The organism is Pseudomonas sp. NPDC089743 (genome assembly GCF_044748785.1).
In the GTDB taxonomy this organism is placed as follows: Bacteria; Pseudomonadota; Gammaproteobacteria; order Pseudomonadales; family Pseudomonadaceae; genus Aquipseudomonas; species Aquipseudomonas putida_X.
Genome location: NZ_JBIVGS010000017.1, coordinates 52,473 through 76,350 on the forward strand (window position 1 = coordinate 52,473; position 23,878 = coordinate 76,350).

The window sequence follows — 23,878 nt, forward strand, 5'->3', positions numbered from 1 at the left end:
ACTGGCTGCGGGTTGAGCCCGGCATTCTACTCGCTATGCAGGCTGGCATAAATCGACTCGGCAAGCTTTTTACTGATGCCGGGGGCTTTGGCGATTTCATCGATACTGGCGCGGTTGAGCTCTTGTAGGCCGCCGAAATGTTTCAGCAGGTCGCGGCGGCGCTTGGGCCCTACCCCGGCAACGTCTTCCAGGCTAGACACTCGGCGGGCCTTGCCACGGCGAGCGCGGTGCCCGGTGATGGCAAAACGGTGCGCTTCGTCGCGGATCTGCTGGATCAGGTGCAGCGCCGGGTTGTCACCCTTGAGGGTGAACTCGTGGGCCACGTCATTGAGGTAAAGGGTCTCGAAACCGGCCTTGCGGGTCACGCCCTTTGCCACACCGAGCAGGGTCAGGTCGGTGAAGGCCAGCTCCTGCATCACTTCGCGGGCCATGTTCAGCTGGCCCTTGCCGCCGTCCACCAGCAGCACGTCGGGCAACTTGCCCTCGCCGTCCTTGATGCGCCCATAGCGGCGCGTCAGGGCCTGGTGCATAGCGGCGTAGTCATCACCGGCGGTCACACCTTCGATGTTGAACCGACGGTAATCAGACTTGAGCGGGCCTTCAGGCCCGAATACCACGCAACTGGCGACCGTTGCCTCGCCGCTGGAGTGGCTGATGTCGTAGCACTCCAGGCGCTGCGGCACTTCGTCCAGGCCCAGTACCTCGGCCAGGGCCTCGAACCGTGCCGCCATGTGTTGGCGGTTGGCCAGGCGGGCGTTGAGCGCCTGTTCGGCGTTGGTCACCGCCAGTTGCTGCCAACGCGCGCGGGTGCCGCGCACGCGGTGGCTGATGGTCAGCTCACGGCCGCGCAGGGTTTGCAATGCCTCGCTGATTGCGGCGAAGTCCTCGTGCACCACGTTGACGATCAATTCGCCCGGCAATTCGCGCTCGGCATTGCCCACATAGAACTGGGACAGGAAGGCGGCCATCACTTCGGACACCTCTTCCTCGATGCCTACCTGCGGGAAGAAGTTCTTGCTGCCCAGCACCCGGCCACCGCGCACGCTGATCAGGTGCACGCAGGCCCCACCGGGGTTGATGAATGCGGCGACAACGTCGACATCGCCGGAGCCGCCTTCCATGTATTGCTGGTCCTGGACCCGGCGCAGCAAGGCGATCTGGTCGCGCAGTTCGGCGGCCTTCTCGAAGTTCAGGGCCATCGCGGCCTTTTCCATCTCGGCATTGAGCTCATTGCCCAACTGCTGGCTGCGGCCCTCGAGGAACATCACCGAATGGCGCACGTCTTCGGCATATTCCTCTGCATCGACCAGCCCCACACAAGGCCCCTTGCAGCGCTTGATCTGGTATTGCAGACAAGGGCGGGTGCGGTTGGCGTAATAGCTGTCCTCGCATTGGCGTACCGAGAAGGCTTTTTGCAGCAGGCCGAGGCTTTCGCGAATGGCCCCGGCGCTGGGGTATGGCCCAAAGTAGCGCCCCTTGGCTTTTTTCGCGCCGCGGTGAATGCCCAGCCGTGGGAATTGGCCGTCGGACAAAAACACGTACGGGTAGGATTTATCGTCGCGCAGCAGGATGTTGTAAGGCGGCCGCCACTGCTTGATCAGGTTCTGTTCTAACAGCAGCGCCTCGGTCTCATTGGCGGTGATGGTGGTCTCGACCTGGGCGATGCGCCCCACCAGCGCGGCCGTTTTAGGCGCCAGGCCGGTTTTGCGGAAATAGCTGGCCAAACGCTTCTTGAGGTTCTTGGCCTTGCCCACATAGAGCAGCCGAGCCTCGCTGTCGAACATCCGGTAGACGCCCGGGCGAGCGCTGCAGGTTGCCAGGAACGCGCTGGCATCAAAAGCTTGGGACATGAGGTTCAGAGGCTTGCGTCGACCATACCGTGGCGAACGGCCAGCAACGTCAGTTCGACGTCGCTGGTGACCGAGAGTTTTTCAAAGATCCGATACCGGTAAGTATTGACGGTCTTGGGCGACAGGCACAACTTGTCGGAGATGAGCTGAACCTTCTGGCACCCAACGATCATCAGGGCAATCTGGATTTCCCGCTCCGACAGCGCGTCGAACGGCGAACCTTGCGGCTGGAACGACTTGAGTGCCAGTTGCTGAGCGATCTGCGGGCTGATGTAACGCTGCCCGGCAAACGCCAGGCGGATGGCCTGGACCATCTCGTCCAGCCCCGCGCCCTTGGTCAGGTAGCCGGCCGCGCCGGCTTGCATCAGGCGCGTGGGGAACGGGTCTTCCTCGCACACGGTCACGGCCACCACCTTGGTATCAGGGTGGCTGCGCAACAGTTTACGGGTAGCCTCGAGGCCACCAATGCCAGGCATCTTGACGTCCATCAGCACGACATCCGGCTTGAGCTCCCGGACCAGCTTGAGCGCCGACTCGCCCGAATCCGCCTCCCCCACTACCTGCAAGCCGTCGATGTCGGCCAGCATGCGTGTAATACCGGTTCGCACCAGATCATGGTCGTCGACCACTAGGACCCTAATCAAGCAGACACCTCGTCAACAGGGCGATTGGATCCCGCCACCTTAACAAAATTTTTCAAGACGGGCCTAGCGTAAAACTTCCTTAGGGAAGGCCCTACGCTCACGCCACTGCGGCCGCATCGCATCACTGCGCCCTCCATCGCCCAACAGGCGCTCCAGCAAATGCCCGAACGCGGCTTTGTCGTCAGCAGCCAGGCGCCTGAACGCAGCCACTAAACCGGTTTCATCCGCCGTCAGACTGTCCAGTTGCGCGGGGGTGCGCACACCGCTGAGCACATAGAGCGCGTCCACGCCTCTGGCCGCCAGCGCAGCTAGGTAATCGAGCCTTGGCGTGCGCTCGCCACTTTCATATTTGCCCTGGGCATTGGGTTCGACGCCGCCGATATCACCAAACACCCGCTGGGTCATCCCCAGCCGTTCACGCTCTTCCTTAAGACGCGGACCGAGCCCATTCATACTGATGTTTCTCCTGCTTCCCTAGCCATCATCAAATACTGCTCACAACCCTGTGGGCCTTTGCAGACTACTCGGTCACTATGCCCATCGCACGCCGGAGTCGCAAGCCAGTATCATGCCTCCACCAAGCGCCGTAAGTCTTGATCTGCATGGCTTTTACAACACACATATGACGCGGATCAGCCAATCACCTTCTGCATACGCACAAAACACTCATCCTCGCCCATTTCGACAAACCCTTGGCGCTGGTACAGCCGCCGCGCCGGGTTGCTCTTGAACACCATCAAGCGCAGCAATGGCAGCCTCTTCTGCGCCGCCTTATCGGCCAGCGCTTGCAGTACCCAACTGCCAACCCCTCGCCCGCGATGCTCAGGCAACAGGTGCAGTTCGCGAATGAACAATGCCTGGCGGTCCTTGCTAAGGCTGCAGAAGCCCAGCACGGATCCCCCTTCCACGATCAGCCACTGCTCCCGCCAATCCCAGGCCTGATCGAACGCCTCTTCGATCCACAACAGATCGAATTCTCGATAGTAGGCCAGCATGGCCCGGCGCGTGAGGTCACGGGCGAAGGTGCGGTGGGCATCGGTCGCAGGTATCAGCTCAATGGGCATCACACACCGCCTTGCTCAACCAACCGTGGCCGTGGCACCTCGCGCTTGCAGCGGATCATCGACGCCTCCTGCATTGGCCCGCAGCCTTTCGACAGGCTTGGAAATTCACTGACCGGGTCACAGCGCATCAACCCGGGATTTTCAGGCCCCGCTGAACGGCTGGGCGCTCGAGAAAACCGCTCAGCACGCGCTGCACGTTCTCGAACTGATCGAAGCCGACCAGCTCACTGGCGTTATAGCGTTCCACCAGGTTACGCACCCAAGGGAAGATGGCGATATCGGCGATGCTGTACTCATCGACCATCCACTGCCGCCCTTGCAGGTGCCGGTCCAGTACGCCTAGCAGGCGCTTGGATTCGTTGACGTAGCGGTCCCGTGGGCGCTTGTCTTCATACTCCTTGCCAGCGAAGAAGTGAAAGAAGCCAACCTGGCCGAACATCGGGCCGATGCCGCCCATCTGGAACATCAGCCACTGCAGCGTCTGGTAGCGGGTCGCCGGATCATGGCTGAGCAATTGCCCGCTCTTTTCTGCCAGGTACTGCAGGATCGCGCCCGACTCGAACAACGGCATAGGCTGGCCGCCAGGGCCATCGGGGTCGAGGATCGCCGGGATCTTGTTGTTGGCGCTGAGGGAGATGAACTCAGGGCTGAGCTGGTCGTCGGTTTCGAAGCTCACCTTGTGCGGCTCGTAAGCCAGGCCGATCTCCTCCAGCATGATCGACACCTTGACGCCGTTGGGCGTAGGCAGCGAGTACAGCTGCAGGCGCTCGGGGTGTTGCGCGGGCCATTTGCGTGTGACGGGAAATGCGCTGAGATCGGTCATGGTCAACCTGTGCCAAGGGAATGGACCTGTCACTTTAGTAACATCACGGGCGGCTGACCATCACCTGCCGTTGTCAGCTCACTTGGCCATGGGCCTTGAGCTTGAGCTTTTCGGTATCCACACGGACGAACACCGAATCGGCGCTGACTGTCAGCACATCCCCCGCCCAGACTTCGCAGATGACCCGCGTCTTGCGCCCGACTTCGCCTTCCACACGCGCCTTCAGCAGCAGCTCGACACCCAGGGGTGTGGGTTTGAGGTAGTTCAGGCCCAGGCTGCCGGTGACACAATCGATACGTGGCAGACTGCCCGGCGTACGCCCCTCGGCCCGGTAGTGGTAGGCCATGGCAGTCCAGTTGGAATGGCAATCGACCAGCATCGCCAGCAGGCCGCCGTAGACCAGCCCCGGCCAGCCGGTGAACGTGCCGTCGGGCGTGTGGCGGCACACCAGGTGGATACCGTCGGCGTCCCAATGGCTTTGCATATGCAGGCCGCTGGGGTGGGCAACGCCGCAGCCGTAGCAAATCCCGTCGGGTGCGGCCAGTGCCTGCAGGCAGAGCGCTTGTTCGTTCATACGCGTCCTTTACGTGTGGCAATGGGTGGGGATGCAAGCTGCATGGTAGCGCCGCGCCTGGCATGCGCCAATGCAAAGGGGCGCAAAGCGCCCCAATGTTCAGGCAGGCTGCGCCACCGCCCTGGCACCGCGCTGAGTCAGCGAAACCAGCAAGATGAACAAGGTCACCCCGGCCGTCATCAGGGTCTCGTAACGGTACGCATCACTGAACAGCATATAGCCCAGCACCATCACGATAGTGCCGATCACCAGCCAGGTCAGCCAGGGGAACAGCCACATCTTCAGTTCCAGCGCACGCCCCTCTCGATCGGCACGGGCCCGCATGCGCAATTGCGATACGGCAATCACCAGGTACACCAGCAAGGCAATCGCACCGGTGGTCGACAGCAGGAAGCCGAACACCTTGCCGGGGAACACGTAGTTGACGAAGCAGCCGGCAAAGCCTGCCAGGGTCGAGAAGACCACCGCCACGGTCGGCACGCCGGCACCGGAAATACGTTTGGTCATGCTCAGCGCCTGGCCACGGGCACCCAGGGAATACAGCATGCGCGAAGCGGTATACAGGCCGGAGTTCATGCAACTGGTGACCGCCACCAGCACCACCAGGTCGACCAGCAATTTCGCACCGGGCACATTCAGCACCTCAAGCACCCGCTGGAACGAACCCACCGCCTTGAGTTGCGGATCGTTCCAGGCCACCAGCGACACCACCAGGAAGATCGAGGCCAGGTAGAAGATGGCGATGCGGTACACCACCAGGTTGGTGGCGCGGCGGATCTTGTCTTTCGGGTTGGCGGTCTCGTCAGCGGCAATGGTGACGATCTCGGCGCCGAAGAACGAGAAGATGGTGATCAACACGCCACCGAGCACGGTACCGAAGCCATTGGGCATGAACCCACCGCTGTCCCAGAGCCGGCTCACCCCTGAGACCTCGGCCAGTGGCCAGAAGCCGAACACAGCCAGGCTGCAGACCACGATGAAGGCAATGATCGCGATCACCTTGACCAGGGCAAACCAGTACTCGAACGCACCGAAGTTCTTCACGCTGACCAGGTTGGTGCCCGACAGCACGAACATGATCAGGAAGGCGAATAACCACGACGGTACCGCCGGGAAGTAGGCGTGCAGGATGTCAGCGCCGGCGATGGCTTCGACCGGGATGATCAGCACCCAGAACCACCAGTAGAGCCAGCCGATGGTGAACCCTGCCCAGGGGCCGATGGCCTCGGAGGCGTAAGTCGAGAAGGAACCGCTGTTGGGGTTGGCAATGGCCATTTCGCCGAGCATGCGCATCACCAGCAACACCAACAGGCCCGTCATGGCGTAGGAGATGAGAATGGCCGGGCCAGCGGTGGCAATGGCATTTGAGGAACCGATGAACAAGCCGGCGCCAATGATGCCGGCGATGGAAATCATCGACACCTGACGGGAGGTCAGGCCGTGCTGCAGGGAACGCTGTTTCTTGTTTTCTAGCGAAGCCATGGAGAACCCTCGAATGGGTCGGCCGTCGCAGGGACGGCTGAAAAAGTTGGAGCAGAATTCATCTAAGTCGTGATGCTGTTTTTCTTGTTTTGCAGTTGCCGGCGGTGCACTTCCCTCCTCTTCGCAGTACCGGTTGTCATCGTTGATCCAGGTCAGTATTAATCTATAGGGCGAGGTCAACAAACGACCTTTTCGAAGCACATGATTCCAGTATGGAATGAACTCTTTCCTTTTTTGCTCGGTACGCGCCTGCCATGTCCAAACGCCTGATGCCCTCGACTACCGCCCTGCAGTGTTTCGAAGCGGCCGCCCGCCACCTGAGCTTCACCCGGGCGGCGCAAGAGCTGCACCTGACCCAGAGCGCCGTCAGCAAGCAGGTCGCGCAGCTTGAAGAACTGCTTGCACACTCGCTGTTCCAGCGCGTTCGTCGACGCCTGCACCTGACCCCGGCCGGCGCCCTGTACCTGACCGAAGTGAACAAGATCCTCAACCAGATCGACATTTCCAGCCGCTACATCCTCAGCTATGGCGACGAAACCGAAGTGCTGCGCATCGCCACCCAGCCCACCTTCGGTGCTCGCTGGCTGGTGCCCAGGCTCAGGGGCTTCGGTGACCGCTACCCGCGCATCCACCTGGACATCCGTAACGAGCTGGAGCCCTTCGACCTGGTGCAGGCCAAGGCGGACATCGCCTTCTTTTTCGGCCAGGGCACCTGGCCGGGGGCGACCTGCATCGAACTGTTCAGCGAAGAAGTGGTGCCGGTGTGCGCACCGCAGCTACAGGCCAGGCACCGCTTCGACAGTGCCCAGGCCCTCACCGAGCACCGCTTGCTGCAATGCGCATCTCGCCCGGAAGCCTGGCACGAATGGTTTCTGGGGCTGGGCCTGCACAGCCAGAACAGCTACCACGGGCCACGGTTCGACACGTTCTACCTGTGCATCCGTGCGGCCATCGCAGGTTGCGGCATCGCCCTGATCCCGCGCTACCTGGTGGCCGAGGAGTTGAGCGAAGGCAAGCTGGTAGTGGCCTGGGACCACCCGGTGGCGAGCAATGGGCGGCACTTCATCGCCCATGCCGAGCACGCGGCAGAGGTACCGAAGATCAGGGCCTTCGTGCAGTGGATTGGTGAACGCGTGGCAGAGGGAGACTGACCAAGTTCGCGAATCCATGGAATGATCGCAATCGAATAATTCGTTTGTGGAATAGCACTTCGACGCGCTTCGATAGTAAGAAACTCGAACAAGGTCTGCGTGCCCATGAATCTGGAAAGTATCAGCCAATCCATTGCCATCGTTCATCCGATTACACTTTCCCATGGCCGTAATGCCGAAGTCTGGGATACCGACGGCAAACGTTACATCGACTTCGTCGGCGGCATTGGCGTGCTCAACCTGGGCCACTGCAACCCGGCCGTGGTCGCGGCCATCCAGGCCCAGGCCACGCGCCTGACCCACTATGCCTTCAACGCGGCGCCTCACGGCCCTTACCTGGAGCTCATGGAGCGCCTGCGCGCGTTCGTGCCGGTCAGTTACCCGCTGGCCGGCATGTTGACCAACAGCGGCGCCGAAGCAGCAGAAAACGCCCTCAAGGTCGCCCGCGGTGCCACCGGCAAGCGCGCCATCATCGCCTTCGATGGCGGCTTTCATGGCCGCACCCTGGCTACCCTGAACCTCAACGGCAAGGTCGCGCCCTACAAACAAAGGGTCGGTGAACTGCCGGGGCCGGTCTACCACCTGCCCTACCCCAGCGCCGACACCGGAGTCACCTGCGAGCAGGCGCTCAAGGCCATGGACCGCCTGTTCAGCGTCGAGCTTGCGGTCGAGGACGTGGCGGCGTTCATCCTGGAGCCCGTGCAAGGGGAAGGCGGCTTCCTCGCCCTGGACCCGGCCTTTGCCCAGGCGCTGCGCCGGTTCTGCGACGAGCGCGGGATCCTGATCATCATCGACGAGATCCAGTCGGGTTTCGGCCGCACCGGGCAGCGCTTCGCCTTCCCGCGGCTGGGCATCGAGCCGGATTTGCTGCTGTTGGCCAAGAGTATTGCCGGTGGCCTGCCGCTGGGGGCGGTGGTCGGGCGCCAGGCGTTGATGGCGGCGCTGCCCAAGGGCGGTCTCGGCGGGACCTATTCAGGCAATCCGATTGCCTGTGCGGCGGCGCTGGCAAGCCTGGCGCAGATGACGGATGAGAACATTGCCACATGGGGCGAGCGCCAGGAGCAGGCCATCGTCAGCCACGTAGAACGCTGGCAGCAACGCTTTCCGTTCATCGGGCGCCTGACAGGCGTCGGTGCGATGCGCGGGATCGAGTTCGTCAATGCCGACGGCAGCCCTGCCCCCGCTCAGCTGGCCAAGGTCATGGACGCGGCGAGGGCCAAAGGCCTATTGCTGATGCCCAGCGGCAAGGCGCGCCACATCATTCGCCTGCTGGCCCCACTGACCATCGAAGCCGAGGTGCTCGAAGAAGGGTTGAACATCTTCGAGCAGTGCCTGGCGGAGTTGAACTGAGGCTTACAGGCCCAGCTCCTGCGGGGTCAGCATGTCGGACTCGAAAGCGATCCAGCCGCCTTCGAGTTCGGCGTGGCCGTTGACGATCGGGCCGTAGTAGGTCAGGCCGTTCTCAAGCGTCACGCAGATATGCGTGGCCGGTTTTTCCGGGGCCGCGAGCGTGCCGACGAAATGCACCTTCTTCAGGGTTTCGGTCACGGCTTCCAGGCCAACACGCATGCTGGGGTTTTCCGAGGCCTCGACATCGCCCCCACGGTCTTCGGCGCTGATGGTGACGGTGGCGGTGTACGGGAACTGGGTGCTCAAGCGGGGTTACCTCGGTATTGGATGCAGGCTTGCGGGCGCGTAGATTACGGCAGCTGTACGCTGTTGTCTCTAATGGCCTCCCCCGGCTTGATCTGTTAGGGTGCGCGCCGATGCACGCCACACCACACGAGGACACCGAGTGAGCGCCGAAGAACCCCTGATCGCCGACCTGTTCGAGGTCGACAAACGCCTGACCCTCAAGCCCGTCGTGGACTTCAACAGCTACCTGCGCAACGCGTTTGGCGAAGGCCCGTGCCGCTGCCACCGCTGCAGCGAAGGTGGCGACGAAAGCACCTATACCCACGCCCACAGTTTCATGTTCGAGGGCGGCCAGTGGCACCGACGTTTCGCCAGCACCGCCGGCAGCGACGTCGCGCAGGTACTGAAAAAAGCCTGGCTGTCGTACACCAAGGCTGACCTGCCCTTGGTCGGGGCCCTGGACCTTGCCACTCTCAAGACCTTTACCGAGGCGGCGTTGCATGAGCGCCTGCTGGCCCTGCTGCCCGCCAGCGGCCTTGCCCGCGAAGTGGACGGCCAGTGGCTGCTGCAAGCCCAGGCCGACTGACGGCCCGGCGGTAAAGCAGGATTCTCCCGCTCTGCTACCTTGGGAGAATCCGCTCATCCGCAGGTAGTCCGTCATGGCCCGTACAACGCCCATCGAGCTGTACCGCAACATTGGTATCGTCGCCCACGTGGATGCCGGCAAGACCACGACCACCGAGCGCATCCTGTTCTACACCGGGGTCAACCACAAGATGGGCGAGGTGCATGATGGTGCCGCGACCATGGACTGGATGGCCCAGGAGCAGGAGCGCGGCATCACCATCACTTCGGCGGCGACCACGGCCTTCTGGCAGGGCTCGACCAAGCAGTTCGCCGACAAGTACCGTTTCAACATCATCGACACCCCCGGCCACGTCGACTTCACCATCGAGGTGGAACGTTCGCTGCGCGTGCTCGATGGCGCCGTGGTGGTGTTCAGCGGTGCCGACGGGGTGGAGCCACAGTCCGAGACCGTGTGGCGCCAAGCCAACAAGTATCACGTCCCGCGCCTGGCCTATATCAACAAGATGGACCGCCAGGGCGCGGACTTCCTGCGCGTGGTCAAACAGATCGACAAGCGCCTGGGGCACCACCCGGTACCGATCCAGCTGGCCATCGGCAGCGAAGAGAACTTCATCGGCCAGATCGACCTGGTGAAGATGAAGGCGATCTACTGGAACGACGCCGACCATGGCACCACCTACCGCGAAGAAGAAATCCCGGACGAACTCAAAGCACTGGCTGACGAATGGCGCGCGCACATGGTCGAGGCGGCGGCCGAGGCCAATGACGAGTTGACCACGAAGTTTCTCGATGGCGAGGAACTGAGCATCGAGGAGATCAAGGCCGCCCTGCGCCAGCGCACCATTGCCAACGAAATCGTGCCGACCATCCTTGGCTCTTCGTTCAAGAACAAAGGCGTGCCGCTGATGCTCGATGCGGTGATCGACTACCTGCCAGCGCCCTCCGAGATCCCGGCAATCAAGGGCACCGACCCGGACGACGAAGATAAGCACCTGGAACGCCACGCCGACGACAAAGAACCGTTCTCGGCCCTGGCGTTCAAGATCGCCACCGACCCTTTCGTCGGTACGCTCACGTTCGCCCGGGTGTACTCCGGCGTGCTCAGTTCCGGCAATGCAGTGCTCAATTCGGTCAAAGGCAAGAAAGAACGCATTGGCCGGATGGTGCAGATGCATGCCAACCAACGTGCTGAAATCAAGGACGTATGCGCCGGTGACATCGCGGCCTTGATCGGCATGAAGGACGTGACGACCGGTGACACGCTGTGCGACATGGACAAACCTATCATCCTCGAGCGCATGGACTTCCCGGACCCGGTGATCTCCGTGGCCGTAGAACCCAAAACCAAAGCCGACCAGGAAAAAATGGGCATCGCCCTGGGCAAGCTGGCCCAGGAAGACCCCTCGTTCCGCGTGCGCACCGATGAGGAGACTGGCCAGACCATCATCTCCGGCATGGGCGAACTGCACCTGGATATCATCGTCGACCGCATGCGGCGTGAGTTCAACGTCGAGGCCAATATCGGCAAGCCCCAGGTGGCCTACCGCGAGAAGATCCGCAACACCTGCGAGATCGAGGGCCGCTTCGTTCGCCAGTCCGGCGGGCGCGGGCAGTATGGGCACTGCTGGATCCGCTTTGCGCCGGGTGATGAAGGCAAGGAAGGCCTGGAGTTCATCAACGAAATCGTTGGCGGCGTGATACCGCGCGAGTACATCCCGGCGATTCAGAAAGGCATCGAGGAGCAGATGAAGAACGGCGTGCTTGCCGGCTACCCACTGATCAACCTCAAGGCTGCGGTATACGACGGCTCGTATCACGACGTCGATTCCAACGAGATGGCCTACAAGATCGCCGCCTCCATGGCCACCAAGCAACTGTCGCAAAAAGGTGGGGCGGTGTTGCTGGAGCCGGTGATGAAGGTCGAGGTGGTTACGCCCGAAGAATACCAGGGGGACATCATGGGCGACCTTAGCCGGCGCCGGGGCATGATCCAGGATGGCGACGAGACGCCCGCCGGCAAGGTGATCCGTGCCGAGGTGCCACTGGGAGAAATGTTCGGCTACGCCACCTCGATGCGCTCGATGACTCAGGGGCGGGCCAGCTACACGATGGAGTTCACCCGTTATGCCGAGGCGCCGGCGAGCATTGCAGACGGGATTGTGAAGAAGAATCGCGGGGAGTGAACCGCCCGAGGGCTGCGCCCTCGATCGCCGGCAAGCCGGCTCCCACCCCGACCGCGCAGCGCTTCAGGGCTGCGCTTTACCTGTGGAAGCAACCGTCTTGCCCAACTTCTAAAAATTGGCGCAAACCAGGTGGGAGCCGGCTTGCCGGCGATAGGGCCGGCACTGCCCCATCAAGAATTCAGTGGTGTTCGCCAGCCCGCTTCAACAGCTTCTTGCAACGCTCGGACAGGTGCACCACCCGCAGCTGCTTGCCCGCCTTGGCATAGCGCTCGCGCAAGGTCTTCAATGCGGCAATTGCCGAGTAATCGACAAAGCTCACATGCTGGCAATCCAGGGTAACCTTGGCCGGGTCACCCGCCGGGTCGAACTGGTTGAGAAACGGCGTGACCGAGGCGAAGAACAGCGTGCCATGCACCTGGTAATGCTTGATCCCCTCGGCATCTTCATGGCTGTCGGCATACAGCTCCCGAGCATGCTGCCAGGCAAAATTCACCGCTGCGATGACGATACCGAACAATACGGCCGTGGCCAGGTCGGTGAACACCGTGACCACCGTCACGGCAATGATCGCCAGCACATCGCTGACCGGCACTTTGTGCAGCACGCGCAAGGACGCCCATGCGAAGGTCTGCTGGGCGACCACGAACATCACCCCGACCAGCGCCGCCAACGGAATACGCTCGATCAGCGGCGACAGGAACAGCACGAACAACAAGATCATCACCCCCGCCACCACGCCGGACAGCCGGCCGCGGCCATTGGAGCTCAGGTTGATCACCGTCTGGCCGATCATCGCGCAGCCGCCCATGCCACCGCACAAGCCTGAAACCATGTTGGCCGCCCCCAGAGCCACGCACTCACGGTCCGGGTAGCCGCGGCTCTCGGTAATCTCGTCGGTGAGGTTCAGGGTCAGCAGGGTCTCCAGCAGGCCGACCATGGCCATCAGCACCGCGTATGGGGCAATGATCTTCAGCGTTTCCAGGTTCCACGGCACGTCCGGCAGGGCCAGCGCCGGCAGCCCACCCGCGATGTGTGCCATGTCTCCGAGGGTGCGGGTCGGCAGGTCAAGCAGGTACACCAACACGCCAACGCCGAGGATCGCCACCAGCGCTGGTGGCACGGCGCGGGTCAGCTTGGGCAGCACGTACACCACCAGCATGGTCAGCGCCACCAGGCCGATCATCAGCCACAGCGGCATGCCGCTGAGCCACTGCTCACCCGCCTTGAAGTGCTCCAGCTGGGCCAGGGCGATGACGATCGCCAGGCCGTTGACGAAGCCAAGCATCACCGGATACGGCACCAGGCGCACCAGTTTACCCAGGCGCAGCAGGCCGAACAGGACCATCACCACTCCGCCCAACAGCACGGTGGCCAGCAGGTACTGCGCACCGTGCTGCACCACCAGGGCGACGATGACCACCGCCATCGAGCCGGCAGCACCGGAGATCATGCCCGGGCGGCCACCGAACAGCGCAGTCAGGGTGCAGATGATGAAGGCGCCGTACAGGCCCATCAGCGGGTTGAGGTGCGCCACCAGGGCGAAGGCGATGCACTCGGGCACCAGGGCGAATGAAGTGGTCAGGCCGGCGAGCAGGTCGGCGCGAAGTCGGGCGGGTTTCATGACTATCCTGTGATGCAGGGCCAGGCGGCCGATACTGAAAAACAAACGAAGGGCGGGATGTTACGGAATTTGTCTGGCTGAGACCACCGCAAGCAGGCCAGCCCTAGCCGCGCGCCAGCCACTCGGCCATTGCCACATCTTCCAGCGCGTACTCGCCACGATTGGCCTTCCACACCAGCTCCTTTTCCCGCAAGGCATCCAGGGCTTTCTGCACATTGGGTGTGGTGGCATTGGCTTGAGCAGCGGCCTGTTCCAGCTTTCGATTGACGTCGATGAAGGTCTGCTCGGTGAAAGGCGAGAACGGCTGCCGGGCCAGCGTACGTTCGGCCATCACCGCCAGCACCGCCTGTTGTAACGCAGACAGCTCGTTCCAGGCACTTTCGTAGTCGCTCCACACCCCGGCCTGATGGTTCAGCGCGCCGGTGCGCAGCAGTTCGCCAAGGTTACCTGCCTCGCCCAGCCCGATACTCACCTCGGTCAGCAACTTACCGAGCATCTCCGGGCGCCGGCCCACACGTTCGAAGGCATACTCCAGGTCCTCGGCCTTGAACTGGTTGCTGGCCGCCAGACGGCCATTCCAGACAGCCGTCACGAAGTCGACGAAGTCCCGCCCCAACAGCGGAAACGCTGTGATGCTGGCACCATAGAATGGCTGCTTGCTCTTGAGCACCAGGTTGGCCAGCTTGTCCCGGCTGGAGCCGGTAAACACCAGGCGCAGCCCATCCGGGCCGTCACCCCGGTTGAGGTGGTCGCGCGCCGCCTTGAGGGCGAACATGGCGTTCAGCCCACCCTCGCTGTTGAGGGCATGCTGCGCCTCGTCCACTACCAGCACCACCATTTGCCCACACACCTGATGCAAGACCGCAAGCGCCTGGGCCAGTGTGGTACCGGCGGGCAGTTGCGGCCGGGTGAAATCCCAGCTGAGCGTGCGCAGCAGGTTGATCTTGTCGATACCCGCCTTCTTCGCGGTTTTGGCCAGGGTGCTTTCAAAACGCGCCAGAGCGCTGCCGATGGCACCACTGATCAACTCGGCAGGGTCGGCATCACGGTCAGACCACAGGTCGACATACACCGGCAGCCAGCCACGTTCCAGGCAGGCTGGAATGAAGTCGTTGTTCAGGAATGTACTCTTGCCCGTGCGCCGTGGCGCTGCGAGGAACATCCCCGAGCTGTAGTCGACGAACGACTCGCCAGCCAGGTCCCTTACCAGGGCTTTAGCCAGCTGTTCGCGGCGGAAGATCGGGCGGGCAAGGCTCATGGCACTATCCTGAATTATCCAGACGACTATAATTTATGTTTTATAGAATAAATTCAGGATAAAAGACAGCGTGTGATGCACGACAGGCACGAGTCGCGCAATTTTGCCATCATGTTGATTCCACCTGCGGAGATCATGGACATGGCGCTACGCCCCCTTTTAACTTCCCTGCTGCTGGCCGCCAGCCTGGCCGCCCACGCCGCCACCGAAGTGCTGCCGCTGCAGCACCGCAGCAGCGCCGAGCTGCTGCCCGCCGCCCAGTCGTTCATCGGCAAGGACGGTAGCGTCAGCGCCTTCGAGAACAAGTTGATCGTCAATGCCAGCCCCGAACGCATCGACGACCTGCGCACCCTGCTGCAACAGCTGGACACCGCGCCCAAGCGCCTGATGATCAGCGTCGACAACAACGACAGCAACTACCAGGACAACCGTGGCAATGCACGCATCATCCATTACGGCACCAGCAACCGGGATGGTGGCCTGCAGCAGGTCCAGGCCAGCGAAGGCCAACCCGCGCTGATCCAGGTCGGCCAGAGCATCCCGGTCACCAGTACCAGCACCGACGGCTACGGGCGCATCCAGAGCACTACCGAATACCGCAATGTCACCCAGGGTTTCTACGTGACTCCCAGCCTGATCGGGGAAACGGTTCGTCTGCAAATAAGCACCAATAATGACCGCATCAGCCATGAACGTGCTGATGTAGTGAAAGTGCAAAGTACCGACACGACGGTGACCGGCAAGCTCGGCGAGTGGATTACCCTGGCAGGATTCAACCAGCAGAGCCAGGCCGAGCTCAATGCGTCAAGCCGCACATACAGCACCCAACGGGGTGAAAACATGACTTTACGTGTCAAAGTCGACCTTCTCGACTGAGCCCAGGCGAATCAAGGCCTCGACCAAAGGCCTTGAAACTGACCGACAAGTCGCATTAGACCAAAGATGTAGTAAGCACAAAAAAGCACTACAAAACATTTGACAGCTTCTTTTTCCCAAGGGCATGATGGCCTCGCTCCCGCTAATCAGGGGCCCTGGCAAGGGCCTTCGAGGCGCCCTCCTCCCACCCTTGGAGGCACTCGTGTCTATACGGCCCACAAGGCGGTTCGACGGGATTGCGACTGCAACGAAGAAGTTGTCCCGAGGGACGGAAGCGCATCACCGCAGTTCTGGCAATCGCGTAGCACCGCAGCAAGGCATCCACGAGCCGACCTGCCGGCGCATGCCCTCGCCCGGCCTGCAACCCCTTCCCCCCTCCGAACCTTCCCGTTCGCCGCCGCACTCCCCCGGACAGGACAGCCGCCTCGCCCCTGATTCGCTTCGTGAGCATCAGCACAATTACCCCAAGATCGATGCGACGAGGTTTATTTCCATGGCACTGACACGCGAACAGCAAATTGCAGCCCTCGAGAAAGACTGGGCCGAAAACCCGCGCTGGAAAGGCGTGACCCGTACCTACACCGCCGCCGATGTCGTTCGCCTGCGTGGCTCCCTGCAGCCGGAGCACACCCTGGCCCGCCTGGGTGCAGAAAAACTGTGGAAGCTGGTCACCGAAGGTGCCCACCCGTCCTTCCGCCCTGAAAAAGATTTCGTCAACTGCATGGGCGCCCTGACCGGCGGCCAGGCAGTGCAGCAGGTCAAGGCCGGCATCCAGGCCATCTACCTGTCTGGCTGGCAGGTGGCCGCCGACAACAACTCGGCCGAGTCCATGTACCCTGACCAGTCGCTGTACCCGGTCGACTCCGTACCGACCGTTGTCAAGCGCATCAACAACTCGTTCCGCCGCGCCGACCAGATCCAGTGGAAAGCCGGCAAGAACCCCGGCGACGAAGGTTACATCGACTACTTCGCGCCAATCGTGGCAGACGCTGAGGCCGGTTTCGGCGGCGTGTTGAACGCCTACGAGCTGATGAAGAACATGATCGAAGCGGGCGCTGCCGGTGTGCACTTCGAAGACCAACTGGCCTCGGTGAAAAAGTGTGGCCACATGGGCGGCAAAGTGCTGGTACCTACCCAGGAAGCCGTGCAAAAGCTGGTGGCAGCTCGCCTGGCCGCTGACGTATCGGGCGTACCGACCATCATCCTGGCCCGTACCGACGCCAACGCCGCCGACCTGCTGACCAGCGACTGCGACCCCTACGACCAGCCGTTCGTGATCGGTGAGCGTACCCGTGAAGGCTTCTACAAGGTACGCGCCGGCCTCGACCAGGCCATCGCCCGCGGCCTTGCCTACGCGCCGTACGCCGACCTGATCTGGTGCGAAACCGCCAAGCCGGACCTGGACGAAGCCCGCCGCTTCGCCGAAGCGATCAAGAAGGAATACCCGGACCAGCTGCTGTCGTACAACTGCTCACCTTCCTTCAACTGGAAGAAGAACCTGGACGACGCCACCATCGCCAAATTCCAGCGCGAGCTGTCGGCCATGGGCTACAAGCACCAGTTCATCACCCTGGCCGGCATCCACAACATGTGGCACGGCATGTTCAACCTGGCGCACGACTACGCCCGCAACGACATGACCGCTTACGTGAAGCTGCAGGAGCAGGAGTTCGCCGACGCCAGCAAAGGCTACACCTTCGTGGCGCACCAGCAGGAAGTGGGCACCGGCTACTTCGACGACATGACCACCGTGATTCAGGGTGGCGCATCGTCGGTAACGGCACTGACCGGTTCGACCGAAGAAGAGCAGTTCCACTGATAGTGGCTTGCTGTTGAACAAAAGCCCGGGGCTTGTGAAAGCTCCGGGCTTTTTTTCATACAAGCTTCTGGTTGTTTTCAGAGAAAGAGCGCACGCAGGCCTGAGTTGTTCATGCCGGCGAAAATTTGGCTGCCATGCTGGCCCCGTCACGTCGCACTGACTTTTCTTTCACTCAATTTTCACGGCAACGCGCGGATACTGCAGCCATCCCTACGTGATAGACGCTCCTTTGCCCGCCCCTCCCGGCGGGCTTTCTTTTGCTCGCGATTTGCCATGGCCTGCCTCGTCCATGGCACCATCCATTCCAGAACGCTGCCCATCGGCGTGAACCTTCAGGGCTTTGCGGGCTCAGTTGTGCAGACAGCGCTTGCACCATCGAGAAAGGGATTTGTAATGGGACATGCTCCACCCGCCGCTCTGCCAAAGGTTCGCATCGAACGTGAGCTGAGCCCGCGGGCCGTGCTCACCGGCGCGCTGCTGGGCATCTTGCTCACGCCGTCGAATGTGTATGCGGGCCTCAAGATCGGCTGGTCATTCAACATGTCGATCATCGCGTTGCTGGTCGGCTTCGCCTTGTGGCAGGGCATGGCGGGCCGCACGAAGGGCCGGCCCGCGTGGACACTGCACGAAAGCAATATCAACCAGACCATGGCGTCGGCGGCTGCTTCCATCATTTCTGGCGGGCTGGTGGCACCGATCCCTGCCTATACGCTGCTCACCGGCAACCAACTGGACCCAGTGCCGATGATCGCCTGGGTGTTTTCCGTAAGCTTTTTGGGCATCTGGATCGCCTGGTATCTACGCCCCGCCTTGCTCAACGACCGTGACCTGAAGTTCCCCGAAGGCATGGCGACCCTGGAAACGCTGCAGCAAATCTACAATCATGGGCGCGAAGCCATGGCTCGCATCAAAGTGCTATGCAGTGCAGCGCTGCTGTCAGGGCTGGTGAAGTGGATGGATGGCTTCGTCTGGGCCATACCGCGCTGGGCCCCCACGCCTGCGCTCGAACGCCTGACCTTCACCGTCGACCCTTCGCTATTGCTCATCGGCTTTGGCGGCATCATCGGCATTCGCGTAGGCCTGACGTTGCTGTTAGGCGCCGCGCTGGCCTGGGGTGGGCTAGCGCCGTGGCTGATCGACCACGCATTGGTAGTGATCGCCCCTAACGCCAGCGGCCCCCAGTTCGCCGCGCTGGTGGAGTGGCTGTTGTGGCCGGGCGTAAGCCTGATGGTCTGTGCGACCCTGACTTCATTGGCAGTTCGTCTGTTGCAAGTGCCACGGCGGTTGCTTGCGAATGAGCCAGAACGTCGGGCGCCGCGTGTCAGGGCACGGTTTTCGCCAGGGCCTGCATCGGGCCTGCTGCTGTCCATCGCTCTGGTCGTCGCCCTGCAGGCGCTGCTGTTCGGGATCGATTGGTGGATGGCGTTGTTGAGCATTCCTTTGGCGATTTGCCTTGCTGTCGTCGCCGCACGCGTCGTCGGTGCCACCGGCATTGCGCCGATTGGCGCGATTGGCAAGCTATCGCAACTCAGCTTCGGCCTGATCGCCCCGGGCCAGGTGGCCATCAACCTGATGAGCGCCAACACGGCAGGTGGCGCGGCCGGACAGTCCACTGACCTGATGAACGATTTCAAGGTTGGCCTGGCGATTGGCGCCACCCCGCACAAGCAGCTGGTTGCCCAATGCATCGGTATTTTCATCGGCAGCGTGGTCGGCGTACTGGTTTACCTGATGCTGATCCCGGACCCGCAAACCATGCTGCTTACCGAACAGTGGCCTGCGCCGGCTGTCGCGACCTGGAAAGCAGTGGCCCAGACGCTGACACATGGCTTGGGCGCGCTGTCGCCGGAAATCCGCTGGGCGATCTTGGTCGGCAGCGCCGTTGGCGTACTGCTGGGCATGCTGGACAGCCTGCTACCGCAACGGGCGGCACGCTGGCTGCCGAGCACCGCCGCACTGGGGTTGGCATTCATACTGCCAGCGTCGATCGTAATGATGATGGGCTTTGGCGCAGTGCTTACCTGGCTGGTCAACTGCCGATGGCCGAGAGTCACAGAACGCTTTGCGATCACAGCGGCCGCAGGGTTGATTGCCGGTGAAAGCATCACGGGCGTTGGGGCATCGTTCTGGGAGATGCTTAGGGCGTTGTAGCTGCAGGAAACAGCATTGCACACACGGCAGCGCCAGTGCTTTTGCCTGCCGTGAGTGAATGTCAGCTCTGGGTCTAGGTAGTTACTGATTGTGGTCGGAAAATCAGACTTTTTCCCTTTCTTGTAGTCCATTTCCCAAACATACTGCAGCCGCCTGATTTCCGTTGCGGTCGCCCTGCTCGCGCTCTAGTCTCGGCCTGTTGCTGCACAACAGCGACACGGCTTTGACAGGCCGTAACGGTATGTAGGTAGGCAGCGTCTTCAATGGCGGCTGTGTGTGGGGCACGCTTGCGTGCGCCGGAACTTCCTATGTCCGCCGGTCTGTCAACCTGCACACAGCTGCCACCCAACCTGTTTGACAGCAGGATAGGTGTGCTCCCTTTGGAGATATAGGAATGTTAAAGATAGTCCCCGATCCACCCCACGCCCTCCACAATCTCGAAGACACTCTCATCCAGGCCGCAGACTTCGCTAACTGCGCGCTAGCCGTTGCGCATCAGGCGATGCTTGTTCAGCCGCGGTCGCCTGCGTCGGCTCTGATGAGGGCGTCGACACATGAACTCGAGTCGCTGCGTGTGCTGCTTGAGGCGGCATTGATTCAGGTCCAGATGCCGGCCGAGCCGCGAACCCTGCACTGAGTCGACAACACTGTGTTGTCTGGGCGGGCCCTGACGCCTGCAAGCCTGCTACCGAAGCGTGCGCGGCATTGCGTGAGGCTGGTGTCGCGACACCGGGCGCAGCTTACCCGCGAAAGGGCCCGCTCAGACCCTGGATGCTTCGGAGAGATCAATGCCTAGCGACGAGCCGGACGTAAAAACCACCGTGGGCAAGACCACGTTCTTTCAAGGTGAACACCAGACCCACCCCCTGTTTCGCGTCGAGGCCGGCATCCCTTGCCAGGCTGCCCGGGAGCAGGCTTCGGAACTGATGGGTTATGTGCGGGAATTGACGATCATCGGCGTGCTGGATGAGAAACCGATGATGGTCTGGGCAGCGCATTACCTGAGTGCCTTGGCCAAGGCGCTGATGGATGATGCCGAGTTGGGCATGATGCGCCGAGAAAGAGGCCCGGCATCAGCGTGCAGATGAAGCATTGCCGGCTTTGAATCAAAGGCCGCCACCTGCTTGCATCCCTGACACCAGAAACGCAAAAGCCCCGAATAATCGGGGCTTTTGCTGAAGAAAGTGGCGGAAGCGTAGAGATTCGAACTCTAGGATAGTTGCCCATCGACGGTTTTCAAGACCGTTGCCTTAAACCACTCGGCCACGCTTCCAGCTCGTTTGCGGCCGCCATAATACCGTAATGAAACACGCTGTCAAACTCTCTATGTCGCCGGTTGCAGGAGCTCTGATAGACTCCTAGCATCTGAACGTTCCAAAACCACAGGTTTACCAAGGAGTGTCGCCATGCGCGAACAGGATTATGCCGTACACAGCGGCCAACAGGTTGAGCAGCGCGAGGTCAGCAAGGTCCTGCGCAACACCTACAGCCTGCTGGCACTCACCCTCGCCTTCAGCGGTGTCATGGCCTTCGTCGCCCAGCAGATGCGTGTGGGCTACCCGAACATCTTCGTTGTGCTGATCGGCTTCTACGGCCTGTTCTTCCTCACCAACAAACTGCGTGATTCGGCGTGGGGCCTGGTTTCCACCTTCGCCCTCACCGGCTTCATGGGCTTCATCCTCGGCCCAATCCTCAACCGTTACCTGGGTATGGCCGGTGGCGCTGAGGTGGTCAGCTCGGCGTTCGCCATGACGGCCCTGGTGTTCGGTGGCCTGTCGGCCTATGTGCTGATCTCGCGCAAGGACATGAGCTTCCTCAGCGGTTTCATCACCGCCGGCTTCTTCGTCCTGCTGGGTGCCGTAGTGGCTAGCTTCTTCTTCCAGATCAGCGGCCTGCAACTGGCGATCAGCGCTGGCTTCGTGCTGTTCTCGTCGGTCTGCATCCTGTTCCAGACCAGCGCGATCATCCATGGCGGTGAGCGCAACTACATCATGGCGACCATCAGCCTGTATGTATCGATCTACAACCTGTTTGTCAGCCTGCTGCAACTGTTCGGCATCATGGGGCGCGACGACTAATAGCGGTTGCTAGAAACCCGTTCAAAAAGCCCGCTTCGGCGGGCTTTTTTGTGTATTCGTGCAGGCCTGTATCTTCAAGCCAGCTCTCGGCGCGCAAACTGACCCAAAAGTCAGGTTATTAGCGGCATACTCGCCGATCTTGCCGCCATCGTGCATGCCACTACCGCAATCCCCCTTCACCCCGTAGAATGCGCTCCTTTTTTCTTCCGGGGCAGCTTCACCGATGAGCTCACACGAACACAGCCCGGGCGCGGATGCGCCTGCCAATGAATTGGTGCTTGGCCTCGAGGACAAGCCACGGCTGCTGATCGGCCTGCTGGCGGCACTGCAGCACCTGTTGGCGATCATCGTGCCGATCGTGACCCCAGGCCTGCTTATCTGCCAGGCGCTAGGTGTTTCAGCGCGTGATACCAACCTGATCGTGTCGATGTCGCTGGTGATCTCGGGTATCGCCACCTTCGTGCAGTGCAAGCGGTTCGGGCCGTTCGGCGCGGGGTTGCTGATCGTACAGGGCACCAGCTTCAACTTCGTCGGCCCACTGATTGCAGGTGGTGCGCTGATGGTCAAGCAGGGCACCCCTGTCGAAAGCGTGATGGCAGCGATCTTCGGCGTGGTGATCGCCGGCTCGTTCGTCGAAATGGGCGTGTCGCGCATCCTGCCCTTCGTCAAACGCCTGATCACGCCGCTGGTGACGGGCATCGTGGTGTTGATGATCGGCCTGACCCTCATAAAGGTAGGCTTGATAAGCATGGGCGGCGGCTTTGGCGCCATGGCCAATGGCACCTTCGCCAATGGTGAAAACCTGCTGCTGTCGGGCGTGGTGCTGGCAATCATCGTCATCCTCAACCGCATCCCGGTGGTGTGGATGCGCAGCTGCGCGATCGTCATCGCCCTGGCGGTGGGTTACGCCCTGGCGGGTTACCTCGGCCGGCTGGACTTCACCGGTATGCATGAAGCTGCACTGTTCCAGGTGCCGACGCCGCTGCACTTCGGCCTCGGTTTCTCGTGGGCGCTGTTCATCCCGATGCTGGTGATCTACCTGGTGACCTCGCTGGAAGCCATCGGTGACGTTACGGCAACCAGCAAGGTCTCACGCCAACCGGTCGAAGGCCCGGTGTGGATGCAGCGCATCAAGGGCGGCGTGCTGGTCAACGGCGCTAACTCGCTGCTGGCGGGCCTGTTCAATACCTTCCCCAGCTCGATCTTCGCGCAGAACAACGGCGTGATTCAGCTGACCGGCATCGCCAGCCGCCACATTGGTATCTGGATTGCCGTGATGCTGGTGGTATTGGGCCTTTTCCCGAGTGTTGCCGGTGTGATTCAGGCTGTACCTGAGCCTGTGCTGGGCGGCGCGGCCATGGTCATGTTTGGTGCCGTGGCCGCTTCGGGCATCAACATTCTGGCCAGCACGCGCCTGGACCGCCGTGCACTGCTGATCATCGCCGTGTCGTTGGCGTTGGGCCTGGGCGTGGCCCAGGTGCCGGAGTTCCTGGCGCACATGCCGGCGGCTATTCGCAACGTACTGGAGTCAGGCGTTGCCACCGGTGGTATCTGCGCCCTGGTGCTGAACTGGTTCCTGCCAGAGCGCAACGAACACGCCTGACAGCCCTGCCCCGGCCAGCCAGCCCGCGCCTACTCGCGCGGGCTTTTTGCTTTAGAATGGCCGCATTCCTTTGCACGAGTTGCCCATGAAATTCGCTATCGCGGTTTTTTCCCCGGCCCACGCACCCTCCTCGCGGCGCGCTTTACGCTACGCCGAGGCGGTGCTGGCCGGCGGGCATGAGATTGCCCGGTTGTTCTTCTATCAGGACGGTGTCCACAGCGCCTCGGCCAACGTGGTCGCGCCCCAGGACGAACAGGACATCGCCGCCCAGTGGCGCGCCTTTATCGAGCATCACCAGCTGGACGCCGTGGTGTGCATCGCCGCTGCCTTGCGCCGCGGCGTGCTCGATGAGGCCGAAGCCAGCCGCTATCAGCGCCAAGCGGTGAACCTGCCCAAGCCGTGGGAGCTCTCCGGCCTGGGTCAACTGCATGAAGCGGCACAGCTCGCCGACCGCCTTGTCTGCTTTGGAGGCGATTGA

22 protein-coding genes and 1 tRNA gene are annotated in these 23,878 nt (G+C 61.8%); 12 read left to right on the forward strand and 11 right to left on the reverse strand.

The window, feature by feature from the left end:
• Positions 1-26: 26 nt before the first annotated feature.
• The 7 genes from uvrC to ACIPZC_RS22465 form a co-directional block, all read right to left on the reverse strand.
• The gene (gene uvrC / locus ACIPZC_RS22435; protein WP_241805391.1) at positions 27-1,850 is read right to left on the reverse strand and encodes an excinuclease ABC subunit UvrC; all 1,824 of its coding nucleotides are present in this window, start codon (positions 1,848-1,850) and stop codon (positions 27-29) included.
• A 5-nt stretch (positions 1,851-1,855) separates the two neighbouring features.
• Positions 1,856-2,494 (reverse strand): UvrY/SirA/GacA family response regulator transcription factor, encoded by a 639-nt coding sequence (gene uvrY / locus ACIPZC_RS22440; RefSeq protein WP_012315215.1) that lies wholly within the window; start codon positions 2,492-2,494, stop codon positions 1,856-1,858.
• 63 nt (positions 2,495-2,557) lie between these two features.
• Positions 2,558-2,947 carry a helix-turn-helix domain-containing protein gene (locus tag ACIPZC_RS22445; protein WP_241805392.1) on the reverse strand — a complete coding sequence of 130 codons (390 nt, stop codon included), beginning with the start codon at positions 2,945-2,947 and terminating at the stop codon, positions 2,558-2,560.
• Between the two features lie 179 nt (positions 2,948-3,126).
• On the reverse strand, positions 3,127-3,558 hold the full coding sequence (locus tag ACIPZC_RS22450; protein WP_400629628.1) for a GNAT family N-acetyltransferase: 432 nt from the start codon (positions 3,556-3,558) through the stop codon (positions 3,127-3,129).
• A gap of 127 nt (positions 3,559-3,685) precedes the next feature.
• Positions 3,686-4,381, reverse strand: coding sequence for a glutathione S-transferase N-terminal domain-containing protein (locus ACIPZC_RS22455; RefSeq protein WP_400629630.1), 696 nt, complete (start codon positions 4,379-4,381; stop codon positions 3,686-3,688).
• 73 nt (positions 4,382-4,454) lie between these two features.
• Positions 4,455-4,955: a PaaI family thioesterase gene (locus ACIPZC_RS22460; protein ID WP_400629632.1), complete on the reverse strand. Its 501-nt coding sequence runs from the start codon at positions 4,953-4,955 to the stop codon at positions 4,455-4,457.
• 99 nt (positions 4,956-5,054) lie between these two features.
• Positions 5,055-6,437 (reverse strand): amino acid permease, encoded by a 1,383-nt coding sequence (locus ACIPZC_RS22465; RefSeq protein WP_400629634.1) that lies wholly within the window; start codon positions 6,435-6,437, stop codon positions 5,055-5,057.
• Positions 6,438-6,691: 254 nt separating this feature from the next.
• Between ACIPZC_RS22465 and ACIPZC_RS22470 the strand changes: the two genes are divergently transcribed.
• Together ACIPZC_RS22470 and ACIPZC_RS22475 are read left to right on the forward strand one after the other, a co-directional pair.
• Positions 6,692-7,588: a LysR substrate-binding domain-containing protein gene (locus tag ACIPZC_RS22470; protein WP_267817167.1), complete on the forward strand. Its 897-nt coding sequence runs from the start codon at positions 6,692-6,694 to the stop codon at positions 7,586-7,588.
• A gap of 105 nt (positions 7,589-7,693) precedes the next feature.
• The gene (locus ACIPZC_RS22475) at positions 7,694-8,938 is read left to right on the forward strand and encodes an aspartate aminotransferase family protein (protein WP_400629636.1); all 1,245 of its coding nucleotides are present in this window, start codon (positions 7,694-7,696) and stop codon (positions 8,936-8,938) included.
• A gap of 3 nt (positions 8,939-8,941) precedes the next feature.
• Here the strand turns inward: ACIPZC_RS22475 and ACIPZC_RS22480 are convergent, their stop codons facing one another.
• Positions 8,942-9,244, reverse strand: a complete 303-nt coding sequence (locus ACIPZC_RS22480) for a hypothetical protein (RefSeq protein WP_241805399.1) — start codon at positions 9,242-9,244, stop codon at positions 8,942-8,944.
• A 139-nt stretch (positions 9,245-9,383) separates the two neighbouring features.
• Between ACIPZC_RS22480 and ACIPZC_RS22485 the strand changes: the two genes are divergently transcribed.
• Together ACIPZC_RS22485 and fusA are read left to right on the forward strand one after the other, a co-directional pair.
• A complete protein-coding gene (locus ACIPZC_RS22485; protein ID WP_349975098.1) occupies positions 9,384-9,809 on the forward strand; it encodes a hypothetical protein in 426 nt (141 codons plus the stop codon).
• Positions 9,810-9,882: 73 nt separating this feature from the next.
• Positions 9,883-11,994, forward strand: a complete 2,112-nt coding sequence (fusA, locus tag ACIPZC_RS22490; protein WP_241805401.1) for an elongation factor G — start codon at positions 9,883-9,885, stop codon at positions 11,992-11,994.
• Positions 11,995-12,172: 178 nt separating this feature from the next.
• On the opposite strand, the gene ACIPZC_RS22495 is transcribed toward fusA, so the two are convergent.
• Complete coding sequence (locus ACIPZC_RS22495) at positions 12,173-13,615, reverse strand: SulP family inorganic anion transporter (RefSeq protein WP_400629639.1); 1,443 nt, start codon at positions 13,613-13,615, stop codon at positions 12,173-12,175.
• Positions 13,616-13,718: 103 nt separating this feature from the next.
• Complete coding sequence (locus ACIPZC_RS22500; RefSeq protein ID WP_267817175.1) at positions 13,719-14,873, reverse strand: hypothetical protein; 1,155 nt, start codon at positions 14,871-14,873, stop codon at positions 13,719-13,721.
• Positions 14,874-15,014: 141 nt separating this feature from the next.
• Between ACIPZC_RS22500 and ACIPZC_RS22505 the strand changes: the two genes are divergently transcribed.
• From ACIPZC_RS22505 to ACIPZC_RS22525, 5 genes are all read left to right on the forward strand, one after another.
• A complete protein-coding gene (locus tag ACIPZC_RS22505; RefSeq protein ID WP_400629694.1) occupies positions 15,015-15,749 on the forward strand; it encodes a secretin N-terminal domain-containing protein in 735 nt (244 codons plus the stop codon).
• A gap of 493 nt (positions 15,750-16,242) precedes the next feature.
• On the forward strand, positions 16,243-17,568 hold the full coding sequence (aceA, locus tag ACIPZC_RS22510; protein ID WP_012315229.1) for an isocitrate lyase: 1,326 nt from the start codon (positions 16,243-16,245) through the stop codon (positions 17,566-17,568).
• Between the two features lie 393 nt (positions 17,569-17,961).
• A complete protein-coding gene (locus tag ACIPZC_RS22515) occupies positions 17,962-19,719 on the forward strand; it encodes an OPT family oligopeptide transporter (protein ID WP_400629642.1) in 1,758 nt (585 codons plus the stop codon).
• 394 nt (positions 19,720-20,113) lie between these two features.
• Positions 20,114-20,356, forward strand: a complete 243-nt coding sequence (locus ACIPZC_RS22520) for a hypothetical protein (RefSeq protein ID WP_349975102.1) — start codon at positions 20,114-20,116, stop codon at positions 20,354-20,356.
• A 151-nt stretch (positions 20,357-20,507) separates the two neighbouring features.
• Positions 20,508-20,807, forward strand: coding sequence for a DUF3077 domain-containing protein (locus tag ACIPZC_RS22525; RefSeq protein ID WP_400629644.1), 300 nt, complete (start codon positions 20,508-20,510; stop codon positions 20,805-20,807).
• Between the two features lie 97 nt (positions 20,808-20,904).
• Here ACIPZC_RS22525 and ACIPZC_RS22530 read toward each other — a convergent pair.
• Positions 20,905-20,992, reverse strand: a tRNA-Ser gene (locus ACIPZC_RS22530).
• Between the two features lie 133 nt (positions 20,993-21,125).
• Between ACIPZC_RS22530 and ACIPZC_RS22535 the strand changes: the two genes are divergently transcribed.
• The 3 genes from ACIPZC_RS22535 to tusD all read left to right on the forward strand — a co-directional run bounded on the left by ACIPZC_RS22535 (position 21,126) and on the right by tusD (position 23,878).
• Positions 21,126-21,797, forward strand: coding sequence for a Bax inhibitor-1/YccA family protein (locus tag ACIPZC_RS22535; protein WP_241805411.1), 672 nt, complete (start codon positions 21,126-21,128; stop codon positions 21,795-21,797).
• Positions 21,798-22,020: 223 nt separating this feature from the next.
• Entirely contained in the window at positions 22,021-23,400 is a 1,380-nt protein-coding gene (locus ACIPZC_RS22540) for a nucleobase:cation symporter-2 family protein (RefSeq protein WP_241805412.1), read from the forward strand.
• A gap of 85 nt (positions 23,401-23,485) precedes the next feature.
• Positions 23,486-23,878, forward strand: coding sequence for a sulfurtransferase complex subunit TusD (tusD, locus tag ACIPZC_RS22545; protein ID WP_400629647.1), 393 nt, complete (start codon positions 23,486-23,488; stop codon positions 23,876-23,878).